We start from the raw sequence: 23,873 nt of genomic DNA, 5'->3' as shown, positions 1-23,873 counted from the left end.
TTATTATATATTACTCAATATCTGGTTTTGGTAAAAAGTATTCTTTTTTATTATGATTCTTTTTTCCATAGAAATCAACAACTTTTTGTATATCTGATAAATCCATAAATGGACATTGCAATCTTATTAATTCATTATTATTGGAAAATAGAAGATCACCTTTTCCTATTAATTGTTCCGCTCCTGCACAATCTAGTATAGTTATAGAATCTATTTTAGAACTTACTCTAAATGATATTCTTGCAGTAAAATTAGATTTAATTAATCCAGTAATTACATCTACTGATGGACGTTGTGTTGCTAAAATTAAATGAATTCCAACAGCACGTGCAAGTTGAGCTAAACGAGTTATATATGTTTCTATTTTTTTTTCTTTGAAAGAAAGACTTAAATCTGCAAATTCATCAATAATTAATACAATATAAGGTAAATGTTTTTTTTTATGTTTTATATTATATTCTTTAATATTTCTTACTTGATATTTTTCTAAAATAACATATCTTTTTTCCATTTCCTTACATAAGGAATTTAATATATTTTTTACTCTATGTAAATTTGTAATAATAGTATCCTTAGAATTAGGCAATGTAGCAAAATAAGACTTTGAAATTTTTTTGTATATAGATAATTCTACTTTTTTAGGGTCAATTAAAATAAATTTTATATTTTCTGAATTTTTTTTATATAATAAAAAAATTATCATAACATTTAATCCTACAGATTTTCCTTGTCCAGTAGAACCGGCTACAAGTAAGTGAGGCATATCTACTAAATCTATAATAAATATTTCATTAAATATAGTTTTTCCTAAGGGTATAGGAAGCTCTTTTTTATAACTTTTTTTATCACTTTCTTCTGAAAAAAGAATATCTTTCATATAAACAATAGAACGATGATTGTTAGGTATTTCTATTCCAACGGATCCTTTTCCAGGTATAGGAGCTATAATTCTTATGGATATAGCGGATAAATTTAAAGCAATTTCATTTTCTAAATTTTTTATTTTTGAAATACGTACTCCTACATGAGGATATATTTCGTATAAAGTAATAGTAGGACCTACTATAGCTTTTATTTGATGGACCTCAACTTTATAATGTTTAAGTATTTTAACTATTTTTTTTTTATTAAATTCTAAATCAGTATGATCCTTTTTATATGTAGTATCATTTTCTTTTTTTTGATAAAGAATTGTATGTAAAATATTTTTATCCTCTTTTTTTTTAGTAAAATCGTTTAAATTATTGTTTTTTTTATATCTTTTTTTAAAAAATTTGAATATTATATTTGTTATAATATTCCATTTTTTTTTTTTATTCCATTTTTTATTTTATGAGTAGTGATATGAAAAATTATAATATAATAAAAAATAATACTCGTACAAAGTAATATGTATACTCCTACTTTACCAAATAAATTAATTAATAAATTACCTACCTCAAATCCAAAAATTCCACAGAATATTCCATTATTATCATTATTATCTGGAAGTATAATATAAAAAGTTATAGGAAGCCAAACGCTAAAAAATATAAATTTATATATTGTTGATTTATAAAAATTGTTTAATAATTTTTTTTTTATAAAAAGTATTTTTAATCCTGTTAAAAATAATAGTATAGGAATAAAAAAAGCACTAATACCTATTCCACAATAAATAAAACTGTGAGATACAGATGCTCCTATTTTACCAAGTAAATTATCTGCTATTATTTCCTTATCAAAAAAATATTCTAATTGACTTTGATCATTTTTCCAATGAAAAAGAAAAGAAAAAAAACTTAAAAATAAAAAAATACTATTTCCTAATAAAAAAAAACCATAAATAGTGTCTATAATTTTATTTTTATTTTCATTCATATTTTATACTATTCAAAAATTTGATATTGTAAAATCATGATTTTATGTAAATTTGTATTAAAATATTTCAAATAAAAATACAAAAAAGATGGAATTATTCTATTTTTTAATAGAAGTATAAATAAAATTTTTACTTATTAGTTAATTTTTATTAAAAAAATAGATACAAAAAATATGTATTTTTTAAAATGAAAATAGTACTTTATTTTGGATCGTTTAACCCTATACATTTAGGACATATAATTATTGCTAATTATATAACAGAATTTATAAAAGATGTAGATCATGTTTGGTTTATAGTTTCTCCCCAAAATCCATTTAAAAAAAAATGTGATCTTTTGGATTATGAAAATAGAATAAAAATGGTTAGAATAGCTATTTATGGTTATGAAAAGATGAATATTTTAGATATTGAATCTGGATATTCACCTTCTTATACTATATATACATTATGTAATATAGAAAAAAAATTTCCTAATAATAAATTTTCTATTCTTTTGGGAAAAGATTCATTTTCTTCTTTAAAAAAATGGAAAAATTATAATTTAATTTTAAATAGATATGATATCTTGGTATACCCAAGAATTGGATTTTTTTATAATCCTATTTTTAAACAGGGTAAAATAATTTTTTTGAAAGCTCCAATTATTGATATATCTTCTTCTTCTATTAGAAATTCTATTAAAAAAGGAAAAAATATAAAACCTTTACTTCATACAGAAGTTTGGAATTATATTAATAAATATAAATTTTATAGATAAACTTATTCTTTTATTTTATATATATAATATTGATAAGCCATTTTTAATAGTCTATTAAATTCTAGTTCTAGAAATATTTTTTTTATAGAAGTCCAATTAGGTTTTTTAATATATAATTTTTCTTCTTGAAAAGAAAAAAATGGAATATGAGTTACAATAGTAACTAACTTTTTAGATAAAAAACCTAAATATTTATTATTTTCTATATTTTTTTTAATTTTTCCGTTAAGATCATGGATTGAATTGAATAAGTTTTCAATACTACCATACTTTTTAATAAATTTTTTAGCATTTTTTTCTCCTACTCCTGGTAATCCTGGTATATTATCAGAAGGATCTCCCATCATACTCCATAAATCTATAATTTGTTTTGGATGAATTATTCCAAATTTATTTTTAATTTCTTCTATTCCCAATATTTTTTTTGGATTTCTTTTAAAAGGTGGTACATAAATTTTAATATTTTTTGTTATCAGTTGATAAAAATCTTTATCTAAAGAAATTATATAAATAAAATATCCTTTTTTTTCCGCTTTTTTAGCTATTGTACCTATAATATCATCTGCTTCATATCCATTTTTAGCATAAAAAAAAGATATTTTAAAAGTTTTTAAAATTCTTTTAATATAAGGAATAGCTATATAAATAGCTTCAGGTGTTCTTTTTCTATGTGCTTTATATTTGTCATATTCTTTTTTACGAAAAGTTTCTTGACTTGTATCAAAAATGATAGACATATAGTTTGGTTTTTCATTATTTAATATATTTATCAAAAAATATGTAAAATATATAATAGGAGAAGTATTTAATCCTTTAGAAGTAAAAAGAGGATTTTTTATGTAAGCATAAAAACTCTGATAAATAATAGAGTATGCGTCTATTAAAAATAATTTTTTATTATTCATATTATTTATTATTATATATTAAATTTATTTATTCATAATCTATTAGGTATGAAAAAATCAAATAAATATATAGTAACTGCAGCTTTACCATATGCAAATGGACCAATTCATATTGGTCATTTAGCAGGAGTTTATTTACCAGCAGATATTTTTGTTCGTTTTCTTAAACGAAAAAATAGAGATGTTATTTTTATATGTGGATCTGATGAACATGGAGTGCCTATTGCTATACAAGCTAAAAAAGAAAAAAAAAAACCTAAAGATATAGTTAATAAATATCATTATCTTATTAAAAATTGTTTTATTAATTTTGGTATACAATTTGATAACTATTCTAGAACTTCTACAAAAATTCATTACAAAATTTCTACTTCTTTTTTTAAAAAACTTTATGACAAAGAAAAACTTTTGGAAAAATTTTCTAAACAATATTACGATCAAGAAACCAAACAATTTTTAGCAGATAGATACATATCTGGCATATGTCCCCATTGTAAAAAAAAAGAAGCTTATGGAGATCAATGTGAAAATTGTGGAATTTCATTGATTCCTGAAGATTTAATATCCCCAAAATCTACTATAAGTGGAAATATACCTATTTTAAAAAAAACAAAACATTGGTACTTACCTTTGAATAAATATCAAAATTTTTTAGAAAAATGGATTTTAGTTAACCATAAAAAAGATTGGAAAGTTAATGTATATGGACAAGCTAAATCTTGGTTAGATAAAGGATTAAAACCTCGTGCAATCACAAGAGATTTAAATTGGGGTGTACCTGTCCCCATTTCTAAAACAAAAGGAAAAGTGTTATACGTTTGGTTCGATGCTCCTATAGGATATATTTCTTCTACTATAGAATGGTCTAAACGTAAAAAAATAGATTGGAAATTTTATTGGAAAGATAAAGAAACTAAATTAATTCAATTTATAGGAAAAGATAATATAGTTTTTCATTGTATTATTTTTCCGGTTATACTTAAAGCGTATAATAATGGATATATTTTACCGGATAAAATATTAGCTAATGAATTTCTAAATTTAGAAAATAAAAAAATATCTACTTCTAAAAATTGGGCAGTATGGGTTCATGAATACCTAAAAGATTTTCCAAATCAACAAGATACACTTCGTTATATTCTTATAGCTAATATGCCAGAAACAAAAGATAATAATTTTAATTGGAAAGATTTTCAAAAGAAAAGTAATACGGAATTAGTTGCTATATTAGGAAATTTTGTAAATAGAAGCCTTACCTTAGTTCAAAGACATAATAATGGAATTGTTCCTAATCCTGGAATTTTATCTAAAAAAGATAAAAGTATTTTAAATAAAATAAAAAATTATCCAAAATACATAGGTGATTTAATTGAATCTTATAAATTTAGAGAATCTTTATCCGGTTTTATGGATTTAGCTAGAATAGGAAATAAATATTTAACAGAAGAAGAACCTTGGAAAAAAAAAAAAGAAAAACGTTTAGATGCAATTATTTATGTATCTCTACAAATTGTTGCAATGTTAGCTCAATTAGCTGAACCATTTCTTCCACATACAGCTATAAAACTATTAGATATGCTTCATTTGAAGCCTTTTTTTTGGAAAAAAATTAAAAACATAGAAAAAATTTTATGTCCAGGACATTTATTAGGTAAATCAACATTTTTATTTAAAAAAATAACTAATGAAAGTATTGAATATCAAATAAAAAAATTAGAAAAAATGCAAAAAAAAACTTTTTTATAGTTAATTTTTTAGTTTTATTATAAAATAATGCGGAGAGAGAGGGATTCGAACCCCCGGAGGAACTAACCTCTACGGTTTTCAAGACCGCCGCAATTAACCACTCTGCCATCTCTCCATAAAATTAAATATCTATTTCTACTATATTTCTAAGAATATCTTGCATTGTTTCTCTTTTTCTTATAATAAAATCTTTTCCATTTAAAATCATTATTTCAGAAGGTCTATAACGAGAATTATAATTAGAAGACATAGAAAAACAATAAGCTCCTGCGTTTTTTAAACATAAAATATCTCCTTCTCTGATTTCCGTTATTTTTCTATTAAAACCAAAAGTATCTGATTCACAGATATATCCAACTACAGTATAAAAACGAAAACGACCATTTGGATTAGAAATATTTTCAATATAATGATAAGCATCATAAAACATAGGACGAATAAAATGATTAAAACCTGAATCTACTCCAGCAAATACAGTAGAAGTAGTATGTTTAATAACATTTACACTAACCAAAAAGTATCCAGATTCACTTACTAAAAATTTTCCTGGCTCAAAAATTAAAGTAATTTGATGACCATAAGAAGTACAAAAGTCTTTAAATTTTTCTGTAATCTCTTTGCTTAAAGAAGTCAAATCCGTTTTTATATCATTTTTTGTATATGGTACTTTAAAACCACTACCAAAATCTATATAATCAATATTTGGAAAATCTATAGCTGTTTTAAACAATATTTTTGCACCTTCTAAAAAAGATTTGATATCTGATATATCAGATCCTGTATGCATATGTAACCCTTCTATTTTTAATCCTGTATTTTTTAATATCCTTTTCATATGAGGAATTTGATAATAAGATATTCCAAATTTAGAATCAATATGTCCTACTGAAATTTTATAATTTCCACCAGCCATAATATGCGGATTTATTCTTATTCCTATAGAATAATCAGGATAACATTCTCCAAATTGTTCTAAAACGGATAGATTATCTAGGTTAATTCTAACCCCTAAATTAACAGCTTTTTTAACTTCTTGAATAGAAACACAATTAGGAGTGAATATGATTTTCTTTGGATGAAATCCTGCTTTTAACCCTAATTCTACTTCTTGAATGGATACTGTATCTAATCCACTACCCAATTTTTGTAAAAATTTTAATATATTAAGATTAGTATTCGCTTTACATGCATAATTAATTATAATATTTTTTATTCCACTAAAAGCTTTTATCATTTTTATATATTGTTTCTTTATTTTAAAAGAATCGTATACATAAAGTGGAGTTCCGTATTTTTTTGCTAATTGAATTAAATGTTCTTTATGAACTGTATAAATCATGTTTTCTAATTCTTTCATCATATATAATAATAAAAAATAGAGATATTATAATAGAGATAAAAGAATTACATCGTTCATATTTATGACATAATCAAAGGTTAATCCTTTTAAATGTTCTGGTTTAATCTCTTCTACATCTTTTTTATTATCCTGTGAAAGGATAATTTCTTTTATATTAGCTCGTTTAGCTGCTAATATTTTTTCTTTAATTCCACCTACAGGTAAAACCTTACCTCTTAGGGTAATTTCTCCTGTCATGGCTAAATGAGGTCTTAATTTTCTTTTAGTATAACTTGATACTAGAGAAGTTAACATTGTTATTCCTGCTGATGGACCATCTTTAGGAACTGCTCCTTCAGGTACATGTACATGTACATTGATTTCTTCAAACATTATAGGATTTATGTTAAATTCTTTATAATGAGCTTTAATATACTGTAAAGCAATAGTAGCAGATTCTTTCATTACCTCTCCTAAATTACCAGTAATACTTAAATTTCCTTTTCCTTTAGATAAACTGGATTCAATATATAAAATATCTCCACCAGAATTAGTCCAGGCTAAACCTGTAACCACACCTGGAACATTATTACCTTCATAACGGTCTGGATCATTTGGTATTCCAAGAACATTTTCTATTTTTTCAATACTTAAATTTTTTACATATTTTTTATTCATAGCAATATGCTTTGCTACATTACGTGCTAATTTAGCTATCTTTTTTTCCAGAGTTCTTAGACCAGATTCTCTGGTATAACTTTCAATCACTTTTTCTATTTGTTTTATTCCAAGTATTAAATCAGATTTTTTTAATCCGTTTTCTTTTAGTTGTTTTGGTAATATATGTTTTTTTACTATTTGCGTTTTTTCTTCTACCGTATATCCATTCATTTCTATAATCTCCATTCTATCTATAAGAGCTGGTTGTATATTAGATAGTGAATTTGCTGTGGCAATGAATAATACTTTTGATAAATCATAACCCATTTCTAAAAAATTATCATAAAAGGAGGTATTTTGTTCCGGATCTAAAACTTCTAACATAGCAGAAGAAGGATCTCCATTTGCACCTATACCCATTTTATCTATTTCATCAATAACAAAAACAGGATTAGAGGTCCCTACTTTTCGTATAGATTGTAAAAGTCTACCTGGCATAGCTCCAATATAAGTTCTTCTGTGTCCACGTATTTCAGATTCATCATGTAATCCTCCTAAAGAAATACGAACATATTTTCTTTTAAGAGCAGTAGCAATAGATCTACCTAAGGATGTTTTTCCTACTCCAGGTGGACCGTAAAAACATAAAATAGGGGAACGCATATCTCCTCTCAATTTTAATACAGCTAAATATTCTATAATACGTTCTTTTACTTTTTCTAATCCGTAATGATCTCTGTCTAGTATTTTTTGTGCATATTCTAAATCAAAACTATCTTTTGAATATCTTCCCCAAGGAAGATCTATCATCAGTTCTAGATAATTTCTTTGTACCGTATATTCTGGCATTTGTGGATTAGTTCTTTGCATTTTTAATAATTCTCTGTCAAATTGTTTCTTAGCTTCCTTAGTCCATTTTTTTCTAGAAGCTTTAGCCCGCATTTCATCAATTTCTTTTTCATAAGAAATATCTCCTAATTCTTCTTGTATAGCTTTAATTTGCTGATGTAAAAAGTATTCTCTTTGTTGTTGGTCCATATCACTACGAACACGAGATTGAATATCATTTTTTAATTTTATTTGTTGATGTTCTACATTTAAAAAACGCAATGTTTCCATTGCTCTTTTTTTTAAATCATCATATTCTAATAGTTTTTGTTTATCTCTAGTAGCTAAATTCATATTAGCTGCTACAAAATTTATTAAAAAAGAAGGACTTTCTATATTACGAATAGCAATACTTGCTTCTGATGGTATATTTGGGTTATCCTGAATAATTTTTATGGCGATTTCTTTAATAGATTCAACTAAAGCAAGATATTCTTTATCTTTGGATGATGGTTTATTTTCTTCTAAAGCTATAATTTCTGCTTTAAAATATGGATCATTTTGAATAAAACGATTTATTTTAAATCTTCTTTTTCCTTGCAAAATAACAGTTGTGTTTCCATCTGGCATTTTCAATAATTTCAATATTTTAGCAACTGTTCCTACAGAATATAAATCTTTTTCGCTTAGTTTTTCTATACCAGAATTTTTTTGAGTTAACACTCCAACTGTTTTATCTAATCCATAAGCATCTTGTAATAATTGTATTGATCCACTTTTTCCTGCTATAATTGGAAAGACAATTCCAGAATACAAAACCATATTTCTTACTGTTAAGATACATAATTGTTCAGGAATATCATCTTTAAGAAGCTGATCTTCTTCATCTTGACTCATTAATGGTATAAATTCAGCTTCAGATTCGAATCCAGATTCGGTAAATATATTTTTTAGTAACATAAAAAAATAGATTTCTTACTTAAATGATGTTAATCATAATACACACACCACTTGAAAATTAAATATACTGTTTTCTATATGAAAAAAAAAACCTATACATATGTACTATAATTCATTACTAAAAATCAATTTTTTTTGTTTTTTTAAGCTCATCTATAAAAATTTTTTCTTTTAAAATTTGTATATTTTTTATTTTCATACTTTTTTTTAATTTGGATCCGAAATTTTTTCCAACTACAATGAAATCAATATTATTATTTACCGTATTATATACTCTTCCTCCTAGAATTTCTATCATATTTTTAGCTTTATTACGGGTCATACAAGATAATTTTCCTGTAAAAACAAAAGATTTTCCTTCAAAATAAGATGATTTTTTAATCATAGAACATTTTTCTAAATGTAATCCATATTTTATAAGCATTTTAACTATATGTTGATTATCAGTAATTGAAAAATAATTAATGATACTTTTTGCGATTTTTATTCCTATACCTGTAATAGAAGTTAAATGATCATAATTGGTACTCATTAAAGAATTGATATTAAAAAAATATTTAGTTAATTTTTTTGAAATATCTTCTCCAACATAACGAATACCTAAAGCATATAAAACTCTATCATAAGGTTTTTTTTTAGATTTTTCTATATTATCTATGATGTTATTTGCCAATTTTTCTTTTATTCCACTTATTTTAATAAGTGTTTCTTTTTTCAATTGATATAAATTATAAAAATTATATAACAAACCATTTTTATGTAATTTTATAATCATTTTATATCCAATTTTTTTTATATCCATAGCTTTTTCACTAACAAAATGTTTTATTTTCTCTATTATTTTAGAATGACAGTTTTTATTTGTGCAATAAAAAAGTTCATTTTTTTTTATTAAAGAGCTATTACATGATGGACAATTTTTTAAAAACAAAACAGGAAAAGCGTTTATTAATCTTTTATTTTTATTTATTTTTGTTATTTTTGGAATAATGTTTCCTGCTTTTTCTAATAAAATGGTATCACCGTAATGTATATTCATATTTTGTATAAAACGTTTATTATAAAGTGTTACTCTTTTTATTGTAGTACCAGAAATGTGAATAGGAGCAACATTAGCTACAGGAGTTATAATACCAGTGCGTCCTACTTGAAAAGTAATACTTAATAATTTAGTTTCTGATAATTTTTGTCTAAACTTGTAAGCTATAGACCAACGTGGGTATTTTCTGGTATATCCTAATATGGATTGTTTTTTTAAGTCGTTAATTTTAATAACTATTCCATCAATTTGATAAGGTAGTTTATGTAAAAATAAACTCCAAAAATCTATAAAATCTAATACTTTTTCTACTTTTTTACAAAAAATAGCAGGTTCTGGAACTTTAAATCCCCAATTTTTTATGTTTTTTATAGCTTCATATTGTGAATTAAAAGGTAAGTTTTCTCCTATAGCATGAAATGCAATACAGGATAAACCTCTTTTACGTACCTCTTTAATATTATTAATAATTTTAAGCGTTCCACTAGCCGTATATCTTGGACTTGTATAAGGTATAGTCCCATTTTTTATACGTTCTTTATTTATTTTTATAAAATTTTTTATAGAAATAAATATTTCTCCACGTATTTCAATATAATTTGGGTAATTACATCCTACTAATTTTAATGGAATAGATTTTATAGTTCGTATATTATTTATCACATTTTCTCCTTTTTCTCCATTTCCACGAGTAACTGCATGTGTTAAAAAACCTTTTTTATAAATTAAATTTATGGATACTCCATCATATTTTAATTCACACATAAAGGATAAAGATGAATGAATAGATTTACTAATTTTTTTAAACCAAGTTAAAAATTCTTTTTTTGAATAGGTATTTTTAATAGAGTACATTTTATATTTATAATGATAAATTCTAGATTTAAAAATATTAGTTCCTATTTTTTTTGTGGGAGAAGTAGGATCATATAATTCAGGATATTTTTTTTCTAAAAGATATAATTCTTTTAATTTTTTATCAAAATTATAATCTGATATATCAGAACGATCTAAATTATAATATATATAATTATATTTTGATAATTCTTTTCTTAGTTGATATATTTTTTCTTTTATTTTTTTATCCATAACTATATTTTATTTTTTACATTTTTTCCATAAAAAACGGCATGAATCATTCTAAAAAAACCTTGACAATCTTTTTTTATTTTTATATTAGAGAACCCTATTTTTTTCATGAAATCAATAATATCTAAATAAATAAATTGATTTATTTCAAAAAAAACGTAAACTATTCCAGTAAAACTTTTTTTAATCCAAAAAGAAATTTTTTTATAAAAAATCAAAGGATCTTCATCAGTAATGAATAAAGCTTTATGTGGTTCATATTGAATAATATTTAGATGTAGCAATTTTTTTTCAGAAAGTTTTACATAAGGAGGATTACTAACTATTATATTAATAGAATGTTTATTAATTATTGGTATAGAAATTATATTTTTCAATATATTCACTTTTTTAAATGATATTTCTACATTATGTAATGCAGCGTTTTTACGGGCAATATCAATAACTTCAGTATAAGCATCTATTGCATAAATAAGCCCTATATCAGGTTTTTTCTTTTTTAATGTAATGCTAATACATCCAGATCCTGTTCCAAGATCAAATATTTGAATATGACCAGTATTTATAGTGATGATATTGGTATTAAAAATATGTAAAATCCAAGATACAAGTTCTTCTGTTTCTGGTCTTGGAATAAATACTTTTTCATTAACAATAAATTTCATACCAAAAAAATAGGCTATTCCAATTACATATTGGATTGGTCTATTTTTTTTCAATTCCCATAATTTTTTTATTAATTTTTTATAAAAAAAAATACTTATTTTTCCTTTTTTATTTATTAATTGTAGCAATACAGTTGTTTTATCACATTTTAAAATGTGAGTAGTGAGCAAGAAAAATATATTTTCTAACTCCCTAGGATCTTCATATAAATGTTTAAGAGTTTTTTGAAATAAATTATAAAATTTGTAAATAGATACCATATTAATGAAATTAAAAAATAATGCGAATTAAAATAATAATCTTCTATGTTATATGATGAAAATACCATTGTTGCTTTAGGGACTCCTATAGGTAATAGTGCTATTTCTGTTATTCGTATTTCTGGAAAAGATTCAATATCCACTGTTGAAGATATTTTTTATTCTGTAAAACCTGGTAAAAAATTAGTAAATCAATCTACACATACTATTCATTTAGGATATATAAAAGAAAATAATAGTAATTTATTAGATCAAGTATTAGTTTCCATTTTTAAATCTCCTTTTTCTTATACAGGAGAAAATATGATAGAGATTTCTTGTCATGGATCTTATTATATTCAAAAAAATATTTTACAACTATTAATAAAAAAAGGAATACGTTTAGCACGTCCTGGAGAATTTACATTTCGTGCTTTTTTAAATAAAAAAATAGATTTATCACAAGCAGAAGCTATAGCTGATCTTATATCCTCTGAAAATAAAATATATCATGAAATATCTTTACAACAAATTAAAGGATCATTGTCTAAAACTATTAAAAAATTAAGAAAAAAATTATTAAATTTTGCCTCTTTGCTAGAACTGGAATTAGATTTTTCTGAAGAAAATGCTATTATTTATAATAAATCAGAACTTTTTTCTTTTTTACAAGAATTAAAAGAAATATTAAAAAATTTAATTAAATCTTTTTCATTAGGAAAAATGATCAAAAAAGGAGTTCATGTCGTAATTATTGGAGAACCAAATGTTGGAAAATCTACCTTTTTTAATAAGGTTATTAAGGAAGACCGTTCCATTATATCCCATATAGAAGGAACAACTAGAGATTGTGTAGAAGGAAAAATAATTATTGATGGAATTATTTTTCATTTTTGGGATACAGCAGGAATTAGAAATTCTAAAGATCCTATAGAAAAAATGGGAGTAGAAAGAACTATGAAAAAAATAGAAGAATCTCAAGTTATATTATATATTTTGGATTCTTCTATAAGAAATAGAATTAAACAAAAAAAAATCATTAATGATATTTTAAATATTTACAATAAATATCCATTAAAAAATATTTTTATAATAGCGAATAAGTCAGATATATCCTCTTTTAAAGATTTTTATAATATAAAATCAAAAATTTCTTATTTTTTTGAAATTTCTGCAGAAAATCGTCAAGAAATAAAAAACATACTTTATAGTCTAAGTCATTTGTATCTTGAAAAATTAAAAAAAAAAAAAATTGTTGTTACACAAATAAGACATTATGAGATTTTAAAATTATCTTTAAAAGAAATTTTGTTGGCTTACGAAGTTTTAAATAAAGGACTTTCAGAAGATTTAGTTTCTATATATATTAAAGAAGCGTTACGTTATTTAGGAGAAATAACGGGTGAAATTACAAATGAAGATATATTAAAAAATATTTTCTCAAAATTTTGTATTGGAAAATAACATTAAAAAAATTATATGTCACATTTGGTAAGAGTTCGTTTTGCACCTAGTCCTACAGGACCACTTCATTTAGGTGGATTAAGAACTGCATTATATAATTATCTTTTTGCTAAAAAACATAGAGGAACATTTATTCTTAGAATAGAGGATACTGATAAAAAAAGATTTGTATCTAATTCTGAATCCTATATTTTGGAAACATTAAAATGGTGTCGTATAGAACCAGATGAAGGAGTAGGATATGGAGGTCCTTATTCTCCTTATTATCAATCTAAAAGAGGAAATATTTATCATTATTATATTAATAAATTGTTAAAAAAAGGAAAGGCTTATTATGCTTTTGACACAGATTATGATCTTAATATAAAAAGAAAGGAATATAAAAAACGTGGATTGACTTTTTCTTATAATTATAGAAACAGAATAGAACTAAATAATTCATTAACTATGACAAAAGAAGAATTGCATAATAAATTGCAATCTTGTTCTTCTTATGTTATTAGATTTAGAGTTGAACCTGGAGAAATATTAAAGATGCACGATATTATACGTGGTAATATTATAGTATACACAAATGAATTAGATGATAAAATATTGTTAAAATCAAATGGAATGGCTACTTATCATCTAGCTAATACTATAGATGATCATATCATGAAAATTACTCATGTTCTAAGAGGAGAAGAATGGCTTCCATCTATGTCATTACATATTTTACTGTATAAAGCTTTTGGTTGGTCTATTCCTAATTTTGCACATCTACCTTTAATATTAAGAAAAGATGGAAAAGGTAAAATTAGTAAAAGAAATGTAGATAGTTTAGATTTTCCTATATTTCCTATACAATGGAAAGTTCCAGATACTGGAATTATAATACCTGGATATAGGGAATTAGGTTATTTTACAGAATCATTTGTAAATATGTTAGCTTTATTAGGATGGAATCCTGGAGTAAAAAAAGAAATTTTTTCTTTACAAGAATTAATACATTTATTTTCTTTAGAAAGAATAAAAAAATCTGGTGTTTTTTTTGATATAAAAAAAGCTAATTGGTTTAATAAAAAATATTTAAATAAAAAACAAGAAGAAATATTTTCTTTTCTTTGTAAAGAACTTAAAAAACGTTCTATTTTACATAAATATAAAGAAGATTATTTGTGGAAAGTAATACATATAATAATTGATAGAATTCATTTTGTTCATGAAGTATGGAACCATTCTTTTTATTTTTTTATTCCTCCTAATTCTTTTGAAAAAAATTTTTTAAAAAAAATAATTCATAAAAATATAATAGATAGATTAGAAAATGAAAAAATAGTTATATCTAATGTGAATGTATTCACATCTGTGAATTTGAAATTTTTATTTCAAAACAATAAAAAACGAAAAATTATTATGCAATTATTTCGATTAGCATTAGTAGGTGTACTGAAAGGAGTTGATATTTTCATTATTTTTGAAATGCTTGGAAAAAAAGAAAGTATACAACGCATAGAAAAATTAATAAAAGAAATAAAAAAAAAAATTTAGTATATTCTTTTTGAAAAAAGAACATAAAAATATAGATTTACATTTTAAAAAAATTCAATGCTTAAACATTATGAAAATATCATGATAATCACACCCATATTATCTGATGATAAAGCAAAAGAAACAGTAAAAGAATATGAAAATTATCTAATACAAAAAAAAGGTAAAATAATTTATCAGGAACATTGGGGATTAAAAAAATTAGCTTATACTATTCAAAAAAAACAAAGTGGATGTTATCATTTGTTTGAATTTTTGTTAAATTCTAATTTGGTATATGATTTAGAATTAAAATTAAGACAAGATGAGCGTATTTTACGTTTTTTAACTGTGAAATTAAATAAATATGGAATAGGATATGCTGAGATAAGAAGAAAAAAAATTTTATCAAAAAAAGATGAATAATTATGATAATAAAAGAAACTCGTCATAATAATAATAATACTACAAAACAACAAATATCTTCTTCTGATAATAGTGATTTAAGATATTTATCTCCTATTAAAATAGAAACTAAAGTAGAAAAAAAATATTGTTATTTTGAACGAAGAAATATTAAATATATAGATTATAAGGATCCTGTTTTTTTAATTAAATTTCTTAATGCACAAGGTAAAATTTTACCTCGTCGTATCACAGGAACCTTACAAAAAAATCAAAATAAATTAAATTCAGCTATAAAAAGATGCAGACATATTGGTCTTCTTCCTTTTGTTACAGATGATTTAAGATAATAATAAAAATGAAATGAAAATTATTTTAAAAAAAGATGTAGAAAATTTAGGGTTTCAATACGATGAATTAAATGTAAGATCTGGTTATGCTAGAAATTATTTAATTCCTAAGGGATATGCTGTTTTAGCATTACCTGGAGTTATAAAAAATATACGTGAAATATTGAAACAACGTTCTAGTAAAGAACGTTGTTTAGTTGAAAAATCAAAAGAAATAGAAAATAAGTTAAAAAATTTAACTATAAAAATACCAGTTAAAGTAGGTAAAGGGGGAAAACTGTTCGGTTCTATTAATAATCAGGAACTGATGAAGATACTGAATAAAAAAGGAATTTATATAGAAAAAAAATTTATTAGAATTACTGGAAATAAAGTGATTAAAACAGTAGGTAAATATCAGGCTATCATACATTTGCATAAAAAAATAGAATTATCGTTCAATTTTGAAGTATTAGCTGCTTCTTACACTTCCAAAAGTAGTATCATATAATAAAAATAAATTCAATAACACAATTATTATAGTGATGCACCAAGATAATACTTTTAAAATAGGTCCATTAACAAATGGGCCCATTTTTTTAGAATTCCCTGTAAAATTAACTAATGGAACAATAGCAAAACTTAATTGTATAGATAAAATTATTTGACTAATGATTAACAACTCTGTTGTTCCTTTTTCTCCATAAATAATAGAAGCGATCATAGCAGGAACAATAGCTATAAGTCTCGTTATCAATCTTCTTATCCAAGGCTTTAATCTAATATTAAGAAATCCTTCCATAACTATTTGTCCAGCCATAGTTCCAGTTAGCGTAGAATTCTGTCCTGATGCTAGCAAAGCTAATGCAAAAAAAACTCCAGCAAGGCTAGAACCTAGTATAGGAGTCAAAAGTTTATGTGCGTCCATAATATCTGCGACTTCTGTATGTCCATATTTATGAAAAGTTGCAGCAGAAATTATCAATATAGCGGCATTAATAAAAAAAGCTAAAGATAAAGATAAAGTACTGTCGATGGTGGCATATTTTATAGCCATTTTTTTACCTTCAAAAGTACGTGGATAATTTCTTGTTTGTATAATGCTTGAATGAAGATAAAGATTATGTGGCATTACTGTAGCTCCTAATATACCAATAGATATATAAAAAGAATGTGAATTTTTAATTATTTCTGGATTAGGAATTATACCCTTTAATATAGGAAAAAATTCAGGTTTGGAACTAATTATTTCAAAACTAAAACAAATTAATATTGTAAAGATTAAAGCTGCTACTATACTTTCAATATATCTAAACCCTTTATATTGAAAAAATAAAATAATTAAAACATCTATAACTGTAATTAATACTCCCCATGTAATGGGTATTCCAAAAAGTAATTTTAAAGCTAAAACAGAACCAATAATTTCCGCTAAATCACAAGCTGCAATAGCTATTTCACATAATACCCATAAAATGGAACTAATAAATGGGGGATAATGATCTCTACACGCTTGTGCTAAATCTCTTTCACAAACAATTCCTAATTTTAAAGCTAAATGTTGTAAAATAATAGCAAAAAAATTAGATATAAAAATAACAGATAAAAGCATATAACCAAATTTAGATCCTCCAGCAATATCTGTTGCCCAATTTCCTGGATCCATATACCCAACAGCTATTAATAATCCTGGGCCAGTAAAGGCAAAAAGTTTTTTCCATATACTTCCAGTAGGTACATAAACGGAAGAAAACACTTCAGAAAGTGAAGGATATTTGTTCTCTTTTCTCCATCCTGGAGATCTTTTTTTTGGCATAATAAATAGTAGAAATATGAAAATATAAAGTTAACTGTTTTAATCTTTTTGTTATAAATTCATATATAAATCAATTCTATTACAATTATGAAAAATAATATAACAAATTGTATAAAATAGAATAATTTATTATATTTGTTTCAATATTTTTTCCGCTAATAATGAAACTTTCTGGTTTTCCAGGTTTTCCTAGTAATTCAATTTTTTTTAGTTTCATGAAAAAAATAGCTATACAAGGGGTAAAAGGGTGTTTTCATCATGCAGCCGTTTCTAGATATTTTAAAGGATGTACTTATGAGTTGATAGAATGTTCTTCTTTTAGGGAACTAACTATTTCCGTAGCTAAATCCAATGTAGATATTGGTGTAATGGCTATAGAAAATTCCATAGCGGGTACTATATTAACTAATTATAGTCTTTTATCTGAATATAATTTGAAAATAGTAGGGGAAGTCTATATGCCAATACAACATCATTTAATGGCATATCCTGGACAATATATAGAAGATATAAAAGAAATTTATTCTCATCCTATGGCTCTTTTACAATGCGAATTATTTATACATGCTCATCCTAACATAAAAATATATGAATATTCAGATACGGCTGCTGCTGCTAAATATATTTCTATATGTAAAAAAAAAGGATTAGCTGCTATAGCATCTGAAAACGCAGCTAATGAATATGGATTAGAAATAATTTCTAAAAATATACAAACTATTACAAGTAATTTTACTAGATTTTTTATTATTAATAAATGTTCTAAAAAAGAAAATGATTTTAATAAAGCTTCACTAATATTTAAAATATTACATACAACTGGTAGTCTTTCTAAAATATTGAGTTTTATATCTAATATTGGAATCAATATGACTAAAATACAATCTATTCCTATAATACAAAGACCTTGGGAATATTCTTTTTATGTAGATATCATATTCAATAATATAAAAGATTACGAAAAAATGAAAAAACGTATACAAAAAATTCCTTGTCTTCATAAATTATATATTATGGGAGAATATAAAAATGGTAGAATTAGATACTAATGATTATAGAATCAAAAAAAATGCATAAAATATCGGAATATTTTTTTTCTGAAAAAATGAAAGAAATTCGTGATATTGATAAAAAGGGAATAAAAGTTATTAATTTAGGAATTGGAAATCCAGATCTTCTTCCTCCAAATGGAGTTATACATAAAATGAAAATAGCTTCAGAACTGAAACACGCTAATACTTATCAAAGTTATGTTGGTATAGATGGATTACGTCATGCTATTTCTAATTGGTATAAAAAATTATATCAAGTGGATGTAAATCCAAAAAATGAGATTTTACCATTAATGGGATCTAAGGAAGGGATTATGCATATAAGTATGTCCTATTTAGAAAAAGGAAATCAGGTATTAATTCCAAATCCTGGATATCCTACTTATTCTTCTATATCCAAACTTTTGGAAGCAGAAATTATTTATTATGATCTTTACGAAAAAGATAATTGGATACCTAATATCCAATTATTAGAAAATTTAAATCTTTCTAAGATAAAAATAATGTGGCTTAATTATCCTCATATGCCTACAGGAGCAAAAATAACTTTTGAAGAATTAGAAAAAATTGTTTTTTTTTGCAAAAAAAACCGTATTTTATTAATTTACGATAATCCTTATAGTTTTATACTAAATAAAGAACGTTCTTTAAGTATTTTTAATGTTAAAGGAGCTAAAGATATAGCTTTGGAATTAAATTCTTTAAGCAAAAGTTACAATATGCCTGGATGGCGTATTGGAATGGTAATAGGAAAAAAAGAGTATATTAAAAATATACTAAAAATAAAAAGCCAAATGGATTCCGGTATGTATTATCCCATACAAATTGGAGCTATGGAGGCTATGAATTTTGATTTAAAATGGTTTAAAAAACTTAATATAGAATATCTTAAACGAAGAAAAATTATATGGAAAATATGTGATTACCTGAAATTAAAATATATGAAAGAAAGTTCAGGTCTCTTTGTTTGGGCAAAAATAACTGGAGATCAAAAAAATGATAGTATATGGTCAGATAATATTTTAAAAAATTATCGCATATTTATTACTCCAGGTAGAGTATTCGGTTCTAATGGAAAAGGATATGTTAGGATTTCTATGTGTTGTCCTGTAACAATTTTAGAACAAGCAAAAAATAGAATTTTTTCATGAATATTGGAATTATAGGATTAGGATTAATAGGTGGATCCATTGGTTTAGTATTACGAAAACTTAATTTTGGAGATAAATTCATAGGAATAGACTCTAATAAAGAAAATGCTTTACATGCTGTAAAATTAGGTATTATTGATGAAATAATTCCTTTAGATGATTTAGTTATGCAATCTTCAATAATTATTTTATCTATTCCTGTAAATGTAATAGAAAAAATACTTCCAAGTATTCTTAATAAAATAAATATGGATACAGTAATTTTAGATACTGGATCTACTAAATATGATATTTGTAATAAGGTTTTATCTCATCCAAAAAGAAGTAGATTTGTAGCAACACATCCAATTGCAGGAATTGAAAATTCTGGACCTATTTCAGCAAATTCTAATCTTTTTTATAAAAAAAATTGTATTATTTGTGATTCTGAACTTAGCGCTCCAGATGCGGTTTCTATTGCTAAAAAAATATTTTCTATTATGAAAATGAGAATTAGTTTTCTTTCTTCTAAAGAACATGATTTGTATATTGCTTACATATCTCATTTACCTCATGTAATTTCTTTTACTTTAGCTAGTACAGTTTTAAAAAAATTTAAAAATAAAAAAATAATTTTTAATAAAATGATAGGAAGTGGATTAGACTCTACTACACGTTTAGCGAAAAGTAAGCCTGAAACATGGTTACCTATTTTTATTTCTAATAGAAAAAATTTAATTCAAGCTATAGATTTATATATTGACTATTTAGAAGTATTTCGTAGTTATTTACTAAATAAAAACTTTCATAAAGTAGATCAATATATGAAAAAAGCGAATGATATAAAAGATAAAAAATATGTGTAAATTAAATAATGTATTGAGATGGAAAAAGACATTCTGAATAATAGTATAGATAGGTCTTGGATAGACCAATTAACTAAACCTTTAGTTATATCTGGACCTTGTAGTGCAGAAAGTGAACAACAAATATTAGAAACAGCAAGAAAATTAAATAATTCTTATATTCAAGTATTTAGAGCTGGAATATGGAAACCTAGAACGAAACCTAATAATTTTGAAGGAATAGGAAAAGAGGGGTTAAAATGGCTTAATAAAGTTAAAAAAAATACTGGTTTAATGGTTTCTACAGAAGTTGCTAATTCAGAACATGTTAAATTAGCACTTTCTTTTGATATTGATATTCTTTGGATAGGTGCTAGAACTACAGCTAGTCCTTTTACTATTCAAGAGATAGCTGATGCTTTAGTAGAAAGAAATGATCAAATTATTTTGGTTAAAAATCCTATTCATCCTGATATAGAATTATGGATAGGAGCTTTAGAACGTTTATTCGTTAAAGGAATAAGAAAATTAGGAGTAATACATCGTGGTTTCTATACCTATAATAATCCAAAATATCGTAATCAACCTAATTGGAATCTTTTGTTGAACTTTAGGGATATATTACCTAATATTCCCGTTATATGTGACCCTTCACATATTTGTGGTAATAAAGAAGGAATTTTAGATATAGCAAAAAAGGCTTATCATTATTTTCAATATGATGGTTTAATGATAGAAAGTCATTGTAATCCTGATAGTGCTTGGAGTGATGCTCAACAACAAATTACTCCAGAATATCTTTTAGAAATGTTAAAAAAATTGATAAATGTAGATAAAATACATAAAAATAAAAAAAGTTTAAATTCTCTAAGAATTTTAATAGATGAACTAGATGAAAATATTATTACACTTTTATCAGAAAGGATGAACATTTCAAAAAAATTAGGATCTTTAAAAAAATTATCAGATATATCTGTTTTACAACCAAATAGATGGAAAAATATTATGAATAAATACCTAACTTTAGGTAAAAACTTAGGTGTTTCTGAGGTACTACTTGAAGGAGTTTTTAAATTATTGCATCAAGAATCTATTAAAATTCAAAATGAAATAGGTAATAAATAGTGTACGAAGCTACACTAAGTACTAAAAAAATGTCTTATTTATTTACTAGTGAATCTGTTTCAGAAGGACATCCTGATAAAATATCGGATCAAATATCAGACTCTATATTAGATCATTTTTTAGCGTCTGATCCAGATGCAAAGGTAGCTATAGAAACTTTAGTGACTACAGGACAAATTATATTGTCTGGAGAAGTTAACTCTATAACTTGGGTAAATGTAAAAAAAATAGCTCGTAATATCCTTAGAAAAATAGGATATACTAAAAATGAGTATAGATTTAATGCAGATTCTTGTGGAATTCTTTCTTCTATACAAGAACAATCTGTTGATTTATTAGAAGGAATTAAAAATTCAAATAAAAAAAATAAAGGAGCTGGAGATCAGTGTATTGTATTTGGATATGCTGTAAAAGAAACGGAAAATTATATGCCTTTAACATTAGAGATATCACATCATATATTAAAAGAACTTTCCTATATTAGGAATGAAGGAGAGAAAATGACTTATTTGCGTCCAGATGCTAAATCTCAAGTTACTTTAGAATATTCTGAAAATCATGTACCAGTACATGTTAACACTATTGTTATTTCAACTCAACATGATGAATTTGATACAAAAGAAAAAATGCATAAACGTATAGTTCAAGATATTATCAATATTCTTATTCCAAGAGTTAAAAATAATATACTATCAAAAAATGTAAAAAAATTATTTACAGATAAAACAAAATATTATATTAATTCCACAGGAAAATTTGTTATTGGAGGACCTCATGGAGACACTGGTCTTACGGGAAGAAAGATTATTGTGGATACTTATGGAGGTAGAGGTTCTCATGGAGGAGGCGCTTTTTCTGGAAAAGATTCATCTAAAATGGATAGATCTGGAGCTTATGCCGCTAGACACATAGCTAAAAATCTTGTTGCAGCAGGAATTTCAGATGAAATTCTGATACAAATATCTTATGCGGCAGGTATAGCGGAACCCATAGGTATTTTTGTGAATAATTATGGTAAATCTATAATAGATAACAAATGTATTGCATTGAATATTAAAAAAATTTTTGATTTACGTCCTTATGCTATAGAAAAAAGATTAAAATTACGTCAACCAATGTATGAAGAAACATCTGTATATGGACATATGGGAAAAACTACCAAAAAAGTGTATAAGTATTTTTTAGATGCATTAGGAAATATAATAAAAAAAGAAGTAGAACTTTTCACATGGGAAAAATTGGATTATTTATCTGACATAAAGGAAATTTTTTCAAAAAATAGGTATTTTTAGTTAAATATTTTTAACTATGTCTTACAATCTATTGAATGGAAAAAAAGGAATTATATTTGGAGCTTTAGATGAAAATTCTATTGCTTGGAAAGTAGCAGAACGAGCTTATGAAGAAAAAGCTTCTTTTGTATTAACTAATACACCTGCCTCTTTAAGAATTGGAAAAATTCATGAATTATCTCGTAAAACGAGGTCTATAATTATTCCGTCAGATGCAACTTCTGTACAAGATATTAATATTTTATTTGATAAAACATTAGATCATTTTGGTGGAAAAATAGATTTTTTATTGCATTCTATAGCCATGTCGATGAATATACGAAAAGGATTGAATTATACTTCTTTGAATTACGAATTTCTTAGAAAAGGATGGGAAATATCTGCTGTATCTTACCATAAGATAATGCAAATAGCTTGGGAAAAAAAAGCTATAAATAAATGGGGTTCTATTGTAGCATTAACATATATTGCTTCTCAACGAAGTTTTCCGCATTATGTAGATATGTCTGATTATAAATCTTATTTAGAAAGTGTTACACGTAATTTTGGTTATCATTGGGGTATAAAAGAAAAAGTTAGAGTAAATACAGTATCACAATCTCCTAGTATAACAAGAGCAGCAAAATCTATTAAAGAGTTTAAAAAATTTTTTATTTTATCAGATAAAATATCTCCATTAGGAAATGCTTCTGCACAAGATTGTGCTAATTATATTATTACACTATTTTCAGATTTGACAAGAAAAGTTACGATGCAAAATTTGTATCATGATGGAGGTTTTTCTAAGATTGGAATTAGTGAAGCTATTATGTAA

Annotated in this window: 19 protein-coding genes, 1 tRNA gene and 1 pseudogene; 13 read left to right on the top strand and 8 right to left on the bottom strand. The window is 24.5% G+C overall.

Features of this window, described 5'->3' with window-relative positions; genetic code table 11:
• Positions 1 to 10 precede the first annotated feature (10 nt).
• Positions 11 to 1,860 (bottom strand): annotated as a pseudogene (locus H0H36_RS03125) (DNA translocase FtsK 4TM domain-containing protein).
• A gap of 188 nt (positions 1,861 to 2,048) precedes the next feature.
• On the opposite strand from H0H36_RS03125, the gene nadD reads away from it, so the two are divergent.
• The gene (nadD, locus tag H0H36_RS01560; RefSeq protein ID WP_185869361.1) at positions 2,049 to 2,621 is read left to right on the top strand and encodes a nicotinate (nicotinamide) nucleotide adenylyltransferase; all 573 of its coding nucleotides are present in this window, start codon (positions 2,049 to 2,051) and stop codon (positions 2,619 to 2,621) included.
• A 2-nt stretch (positions 2,622 to 2,623) separates the two neighbouring features.
• On the opposite strand, the gene H0H36_RS01555 is transcribed toward nadD, so the two are convergent.
• A complete protein-coding gene (locus H0H36_RS01555; protein ID WP_185869360.1) occupies positions 2,624 to 3,526 on the bottom strand; it encodes a 5'-3' exonuclease in 903 nt (300 codons plus the stop codon).
• Positions 3,527 to 3,574: 48 nt separating this feature from the next.
• Between H0H36_RS01555 and metG the strand changes: the two genes are divergently transcribed.
• The gene (gene metG, locus H0H36_RS01550; RefSeq protein ID WP_185869359.1) at positions 3,575 to 5,272 is read left to right on the top strand and encodes a methionine--tRNA ligase; all 1,698 of its coding nucleotides are present in this window, start codon (positions 3,575 to 3,577) and stop codon (positions 5,270 to 5,272) included.
• A gap of 30 nt (positions 5,273 to 5,302) precedes the next feature.
• On the opposite strand, the gene H0H36_RS01545 is transcribed toward metG, so the two are convergent.
• The 5 genes from H0H36_RS01545 to H0H36_RS01525 all read right to left on the bottom strand — a co-directional run bounded on the left by H0H36_RS01545 (position 5,303) and on the right by H0H36_RS01525 (position 12,113).
• Positions 5,303 to 5,387, bottom strand: a tRNA-Ser gene (locus tag H0H36_RS01545).
• A gap of 6 nt (positions 5,388 to 5,393) precedes the next feature.
• Complete coding sequence (gene lysA / locus H0H36_RS01540) at positions 5,394 to 6,632, bottom strand: diaminopimelate decarboxylase (RefSeq protein ID WP_394366958.1); 1,239 nt, start codon at positions 6,630 to 6,632, stop codon at positions 5,394 to 5,396.
• A 24-nt stretch (positions 6,633 to 6,656) separates the two neighbouring features.
• The gene (gene lon, locus H0H36_RS01535; RefSeq protein ID WP_185869357.1) at positions 6,657 to 9,059 is read right to left on the bottom strand and encodes an endopeptidase La; all 2,403 of its coding nucleotides are present in this window, start codon (positions 9,057 to 9,059) and stop codon (positions 6,657 to 6,659) included.
• 118 nt (positions 9,060 to 9,177) lie between these two features.
• Complete coding sequence (gene ligA, locus H0H36_RS01530; RefSeq protein WP_185869356.1) at positions 9,178 to 11,187, bottom strand: NAD-dependent DNA ligase LigA; 2,010 nt, start codon at positions 11,185 to 11,187, stop codon at positions 9,178 to 9,180.
• 2 nt (positions 11,188 to 11,189) lie between these two features.
• Positions 11,190 to 12,113, bottom strand: a complete 924-nt coding sequence (locus H0H36_RS01525) for a HemK/PrmC family methyltransferase (RefSeq protein ID WP_185869355.1) — start codon at positions 12,111 to 12,113, stop codon at positions 11,190 to 11,192.
• A 45-nt stretch (positions 12,114 to 12,158) separates the two neighbouring features.
• On the opposite strand from H0H36_RS01525, the gene mnmE reads away from it, so the two are divergent.
• The 5 genes from mnmE to rplI are packed head-to-tail and all read left to right on the top strand — an operon-like array spanning position 12,159 to position 16,310.
• Positions 12,159 to 13,556: a tRNA uridine-5-carboxymethylaminomethyl(34) synthesis GTPase MnmE gene (gene mnmE / locus H0H36_RS01520; RefSeq protein ID WP_185869354.1), complete on the top strand. Its 1,398-nt coding sequence runs from the start codon at positions 12,159 to 12,161 to the stop codon at positions 13,554 to 13,556.
• Positions 13,557 to 13,571: 15 nt separating this feature from the next.
• Positions 13,572 to 15,086: a glutamate--tRNA ligase gene (gltX, locus tag H0H36_RS01515; RefSeq protein WP_185869880.1), complete on the top strand. Its 1,515-nt coding sequence runs from the start codon at positions 13,572 to 13,574 to the stop codon at positions 15,084 to 15,086.
• Positions 15,087 to 15,143: 57 nt separating this feature from the next.
• Positions 15,144 to 15,491 (top strand): 30S ribosomal protein S6, encoded by a 348-nt coding sequence (gene rpsF, locus H0H36_RS01510; protein ID WP_185869879.1) that lies wholly within the window; start codon positions 15,144 to 15,146, stop codon positions 15,489 to 15,491.
• Between the two features lie 2 nt (positions 15,492 to 15,493).
• Positions 15,494 to 15,820: a 30S ribosomal protein S18 gene (gene rpsR, locus H0H36_RS01505; RefSeq protein WP_185869878.1), complete on the top strand. Its 327-nt coding sequence runs from the start codon at positions 15,494 to 15,496 to the stop codon at positions 15,818 to 15,820.
• Between the two features lie 13 nt (positions 15,821 to 15,833).
• Positions 15,834 to 16,310, top strand: a complete 477-nt coding sequence (gene rplI, locus H0H36_RS01500) for a 50S ribosomal protein L9 (protein ID WP_185869877.1) — start codon at positions 15,834 to 15,836, stop codon at positions 16,308 to 16,310.
• Here the strand turns inward: rplI and H0H36_RS01495 are convergent.
• Complete coding sequence (locus H0H36_RS01495; protein WP_185869876.1) at positions 16,272 to 17,615, bottom strand: Nramp family divalent metal transporter; 1,344 nt, start codon at positions 17,613 to 17,615, stop codon at positions 16,272 to 16,274. The genes rplI and H0H36_RS01495 overlap by 39 nt on opposite strands.
• A gap of 215 nt (positions 17,616 to 17,830) precedes the next feature.
• Between H0H36_RS01495 and H0H36_RS01490 the strand changes: the two genes are divergently transcribed.
• From H0H36_RS01490 to H0H36_RS01465, 6 genes are read left to right on the top strand one after another with little or no spacing between them, the layout of a single operon-like run.
• On the top strand, positions 17,831 to 18,664 hold the full coding sequence (locus tag H0H36_RS01490) for a prephenate dehydratase (protein WP_185869900.1): 834 nt from the start codon (positions 17,831 to 17,833) through the stop codon (positions 18,662 to 18,664).
• The gene (locus H0H36_RS01485; RefSeq protein ID WP_185869875.1) at positions 18,664 to 19,818 is read left to right on the top strand and encodes a pyridoxal phosphate-dependent aminotransferase; all 1,155 of its coding nucleotides are present in this window, start codon (positions 18,664 to 18,666) and stop codon (positions 19,816 to 19,818) included. Before H0H36_RS01490 ends, H0H36_RS01485 begins: the two co-directional genes overlap by 1 nt.
• Positions 19,815 to 20,663, top strand: coding sequence for a prephenate dehydrogenase (locus tag H0H36_RS01480; RefSeq protein WP_185869874.1), 849 nt, complete (start codon positions 19,815 to 19,817; stop codon positions 20,661 to 20,663). Before H0H36_RS01485 ends, H0H36_RS01480 begins: the two co-directional genes overlap by 4 nt.
• Positions 20,664 to 20,681: 18 nt before the next feature.
• Entirely contained in the window at positions 20,682 to 21,767 is a 1,086-nt protein-coding gene (locus H0H36_RS01475; RefSeq protein ID WP_185869873.1) for a bifunctional 3-deoxy-7-phosphoheptulonate synthase/chorismate mutase type II, read from the top strand.
• Between the two features lie 29 nt (positions 21,768 to 21,796).
• Complete coding sequence (gene metK / locus H0H36_RS01470; protein ID WP_185869872.1) at positions 21,797 to 23,059, top strand: methionine adenosyltransferase; 1,263 nt, start codon at positions 21,797 to 21,799, stop codon at positions 23,057 to 23,059.
• 16 nt (positions 23,060 to 23,075) lie between these two features.
• Positions 23,076 to 23,873 carry an enoyl-ACP reductase FabI gene (locus H0H36_RS01465; protein WP_185869871.1) on the top strand — a complete coding sequence of 266 codons (798 nt, stop codon included), beginning with the start codon at positions 23,076 to 23,078 and terminating at the stop codon, positions 23,871 to 23,873.

Origin of the sequence: Blattabacterium cuenoti (assembly GCF_014252395.1) — a bacterium.
Classification (GTDB): domain Bacteria; phylum Bacteroidota; class Bacteroidia; order Flavobacteriales; family Blattabacteriaceae; genus Blattabacterium; species Blattabacterium cuenoti_AA.
Note: the sequence above shows the minus strand (reverse complement) of the source record. Positions and strands in the feature narration are given on the sequence as shown.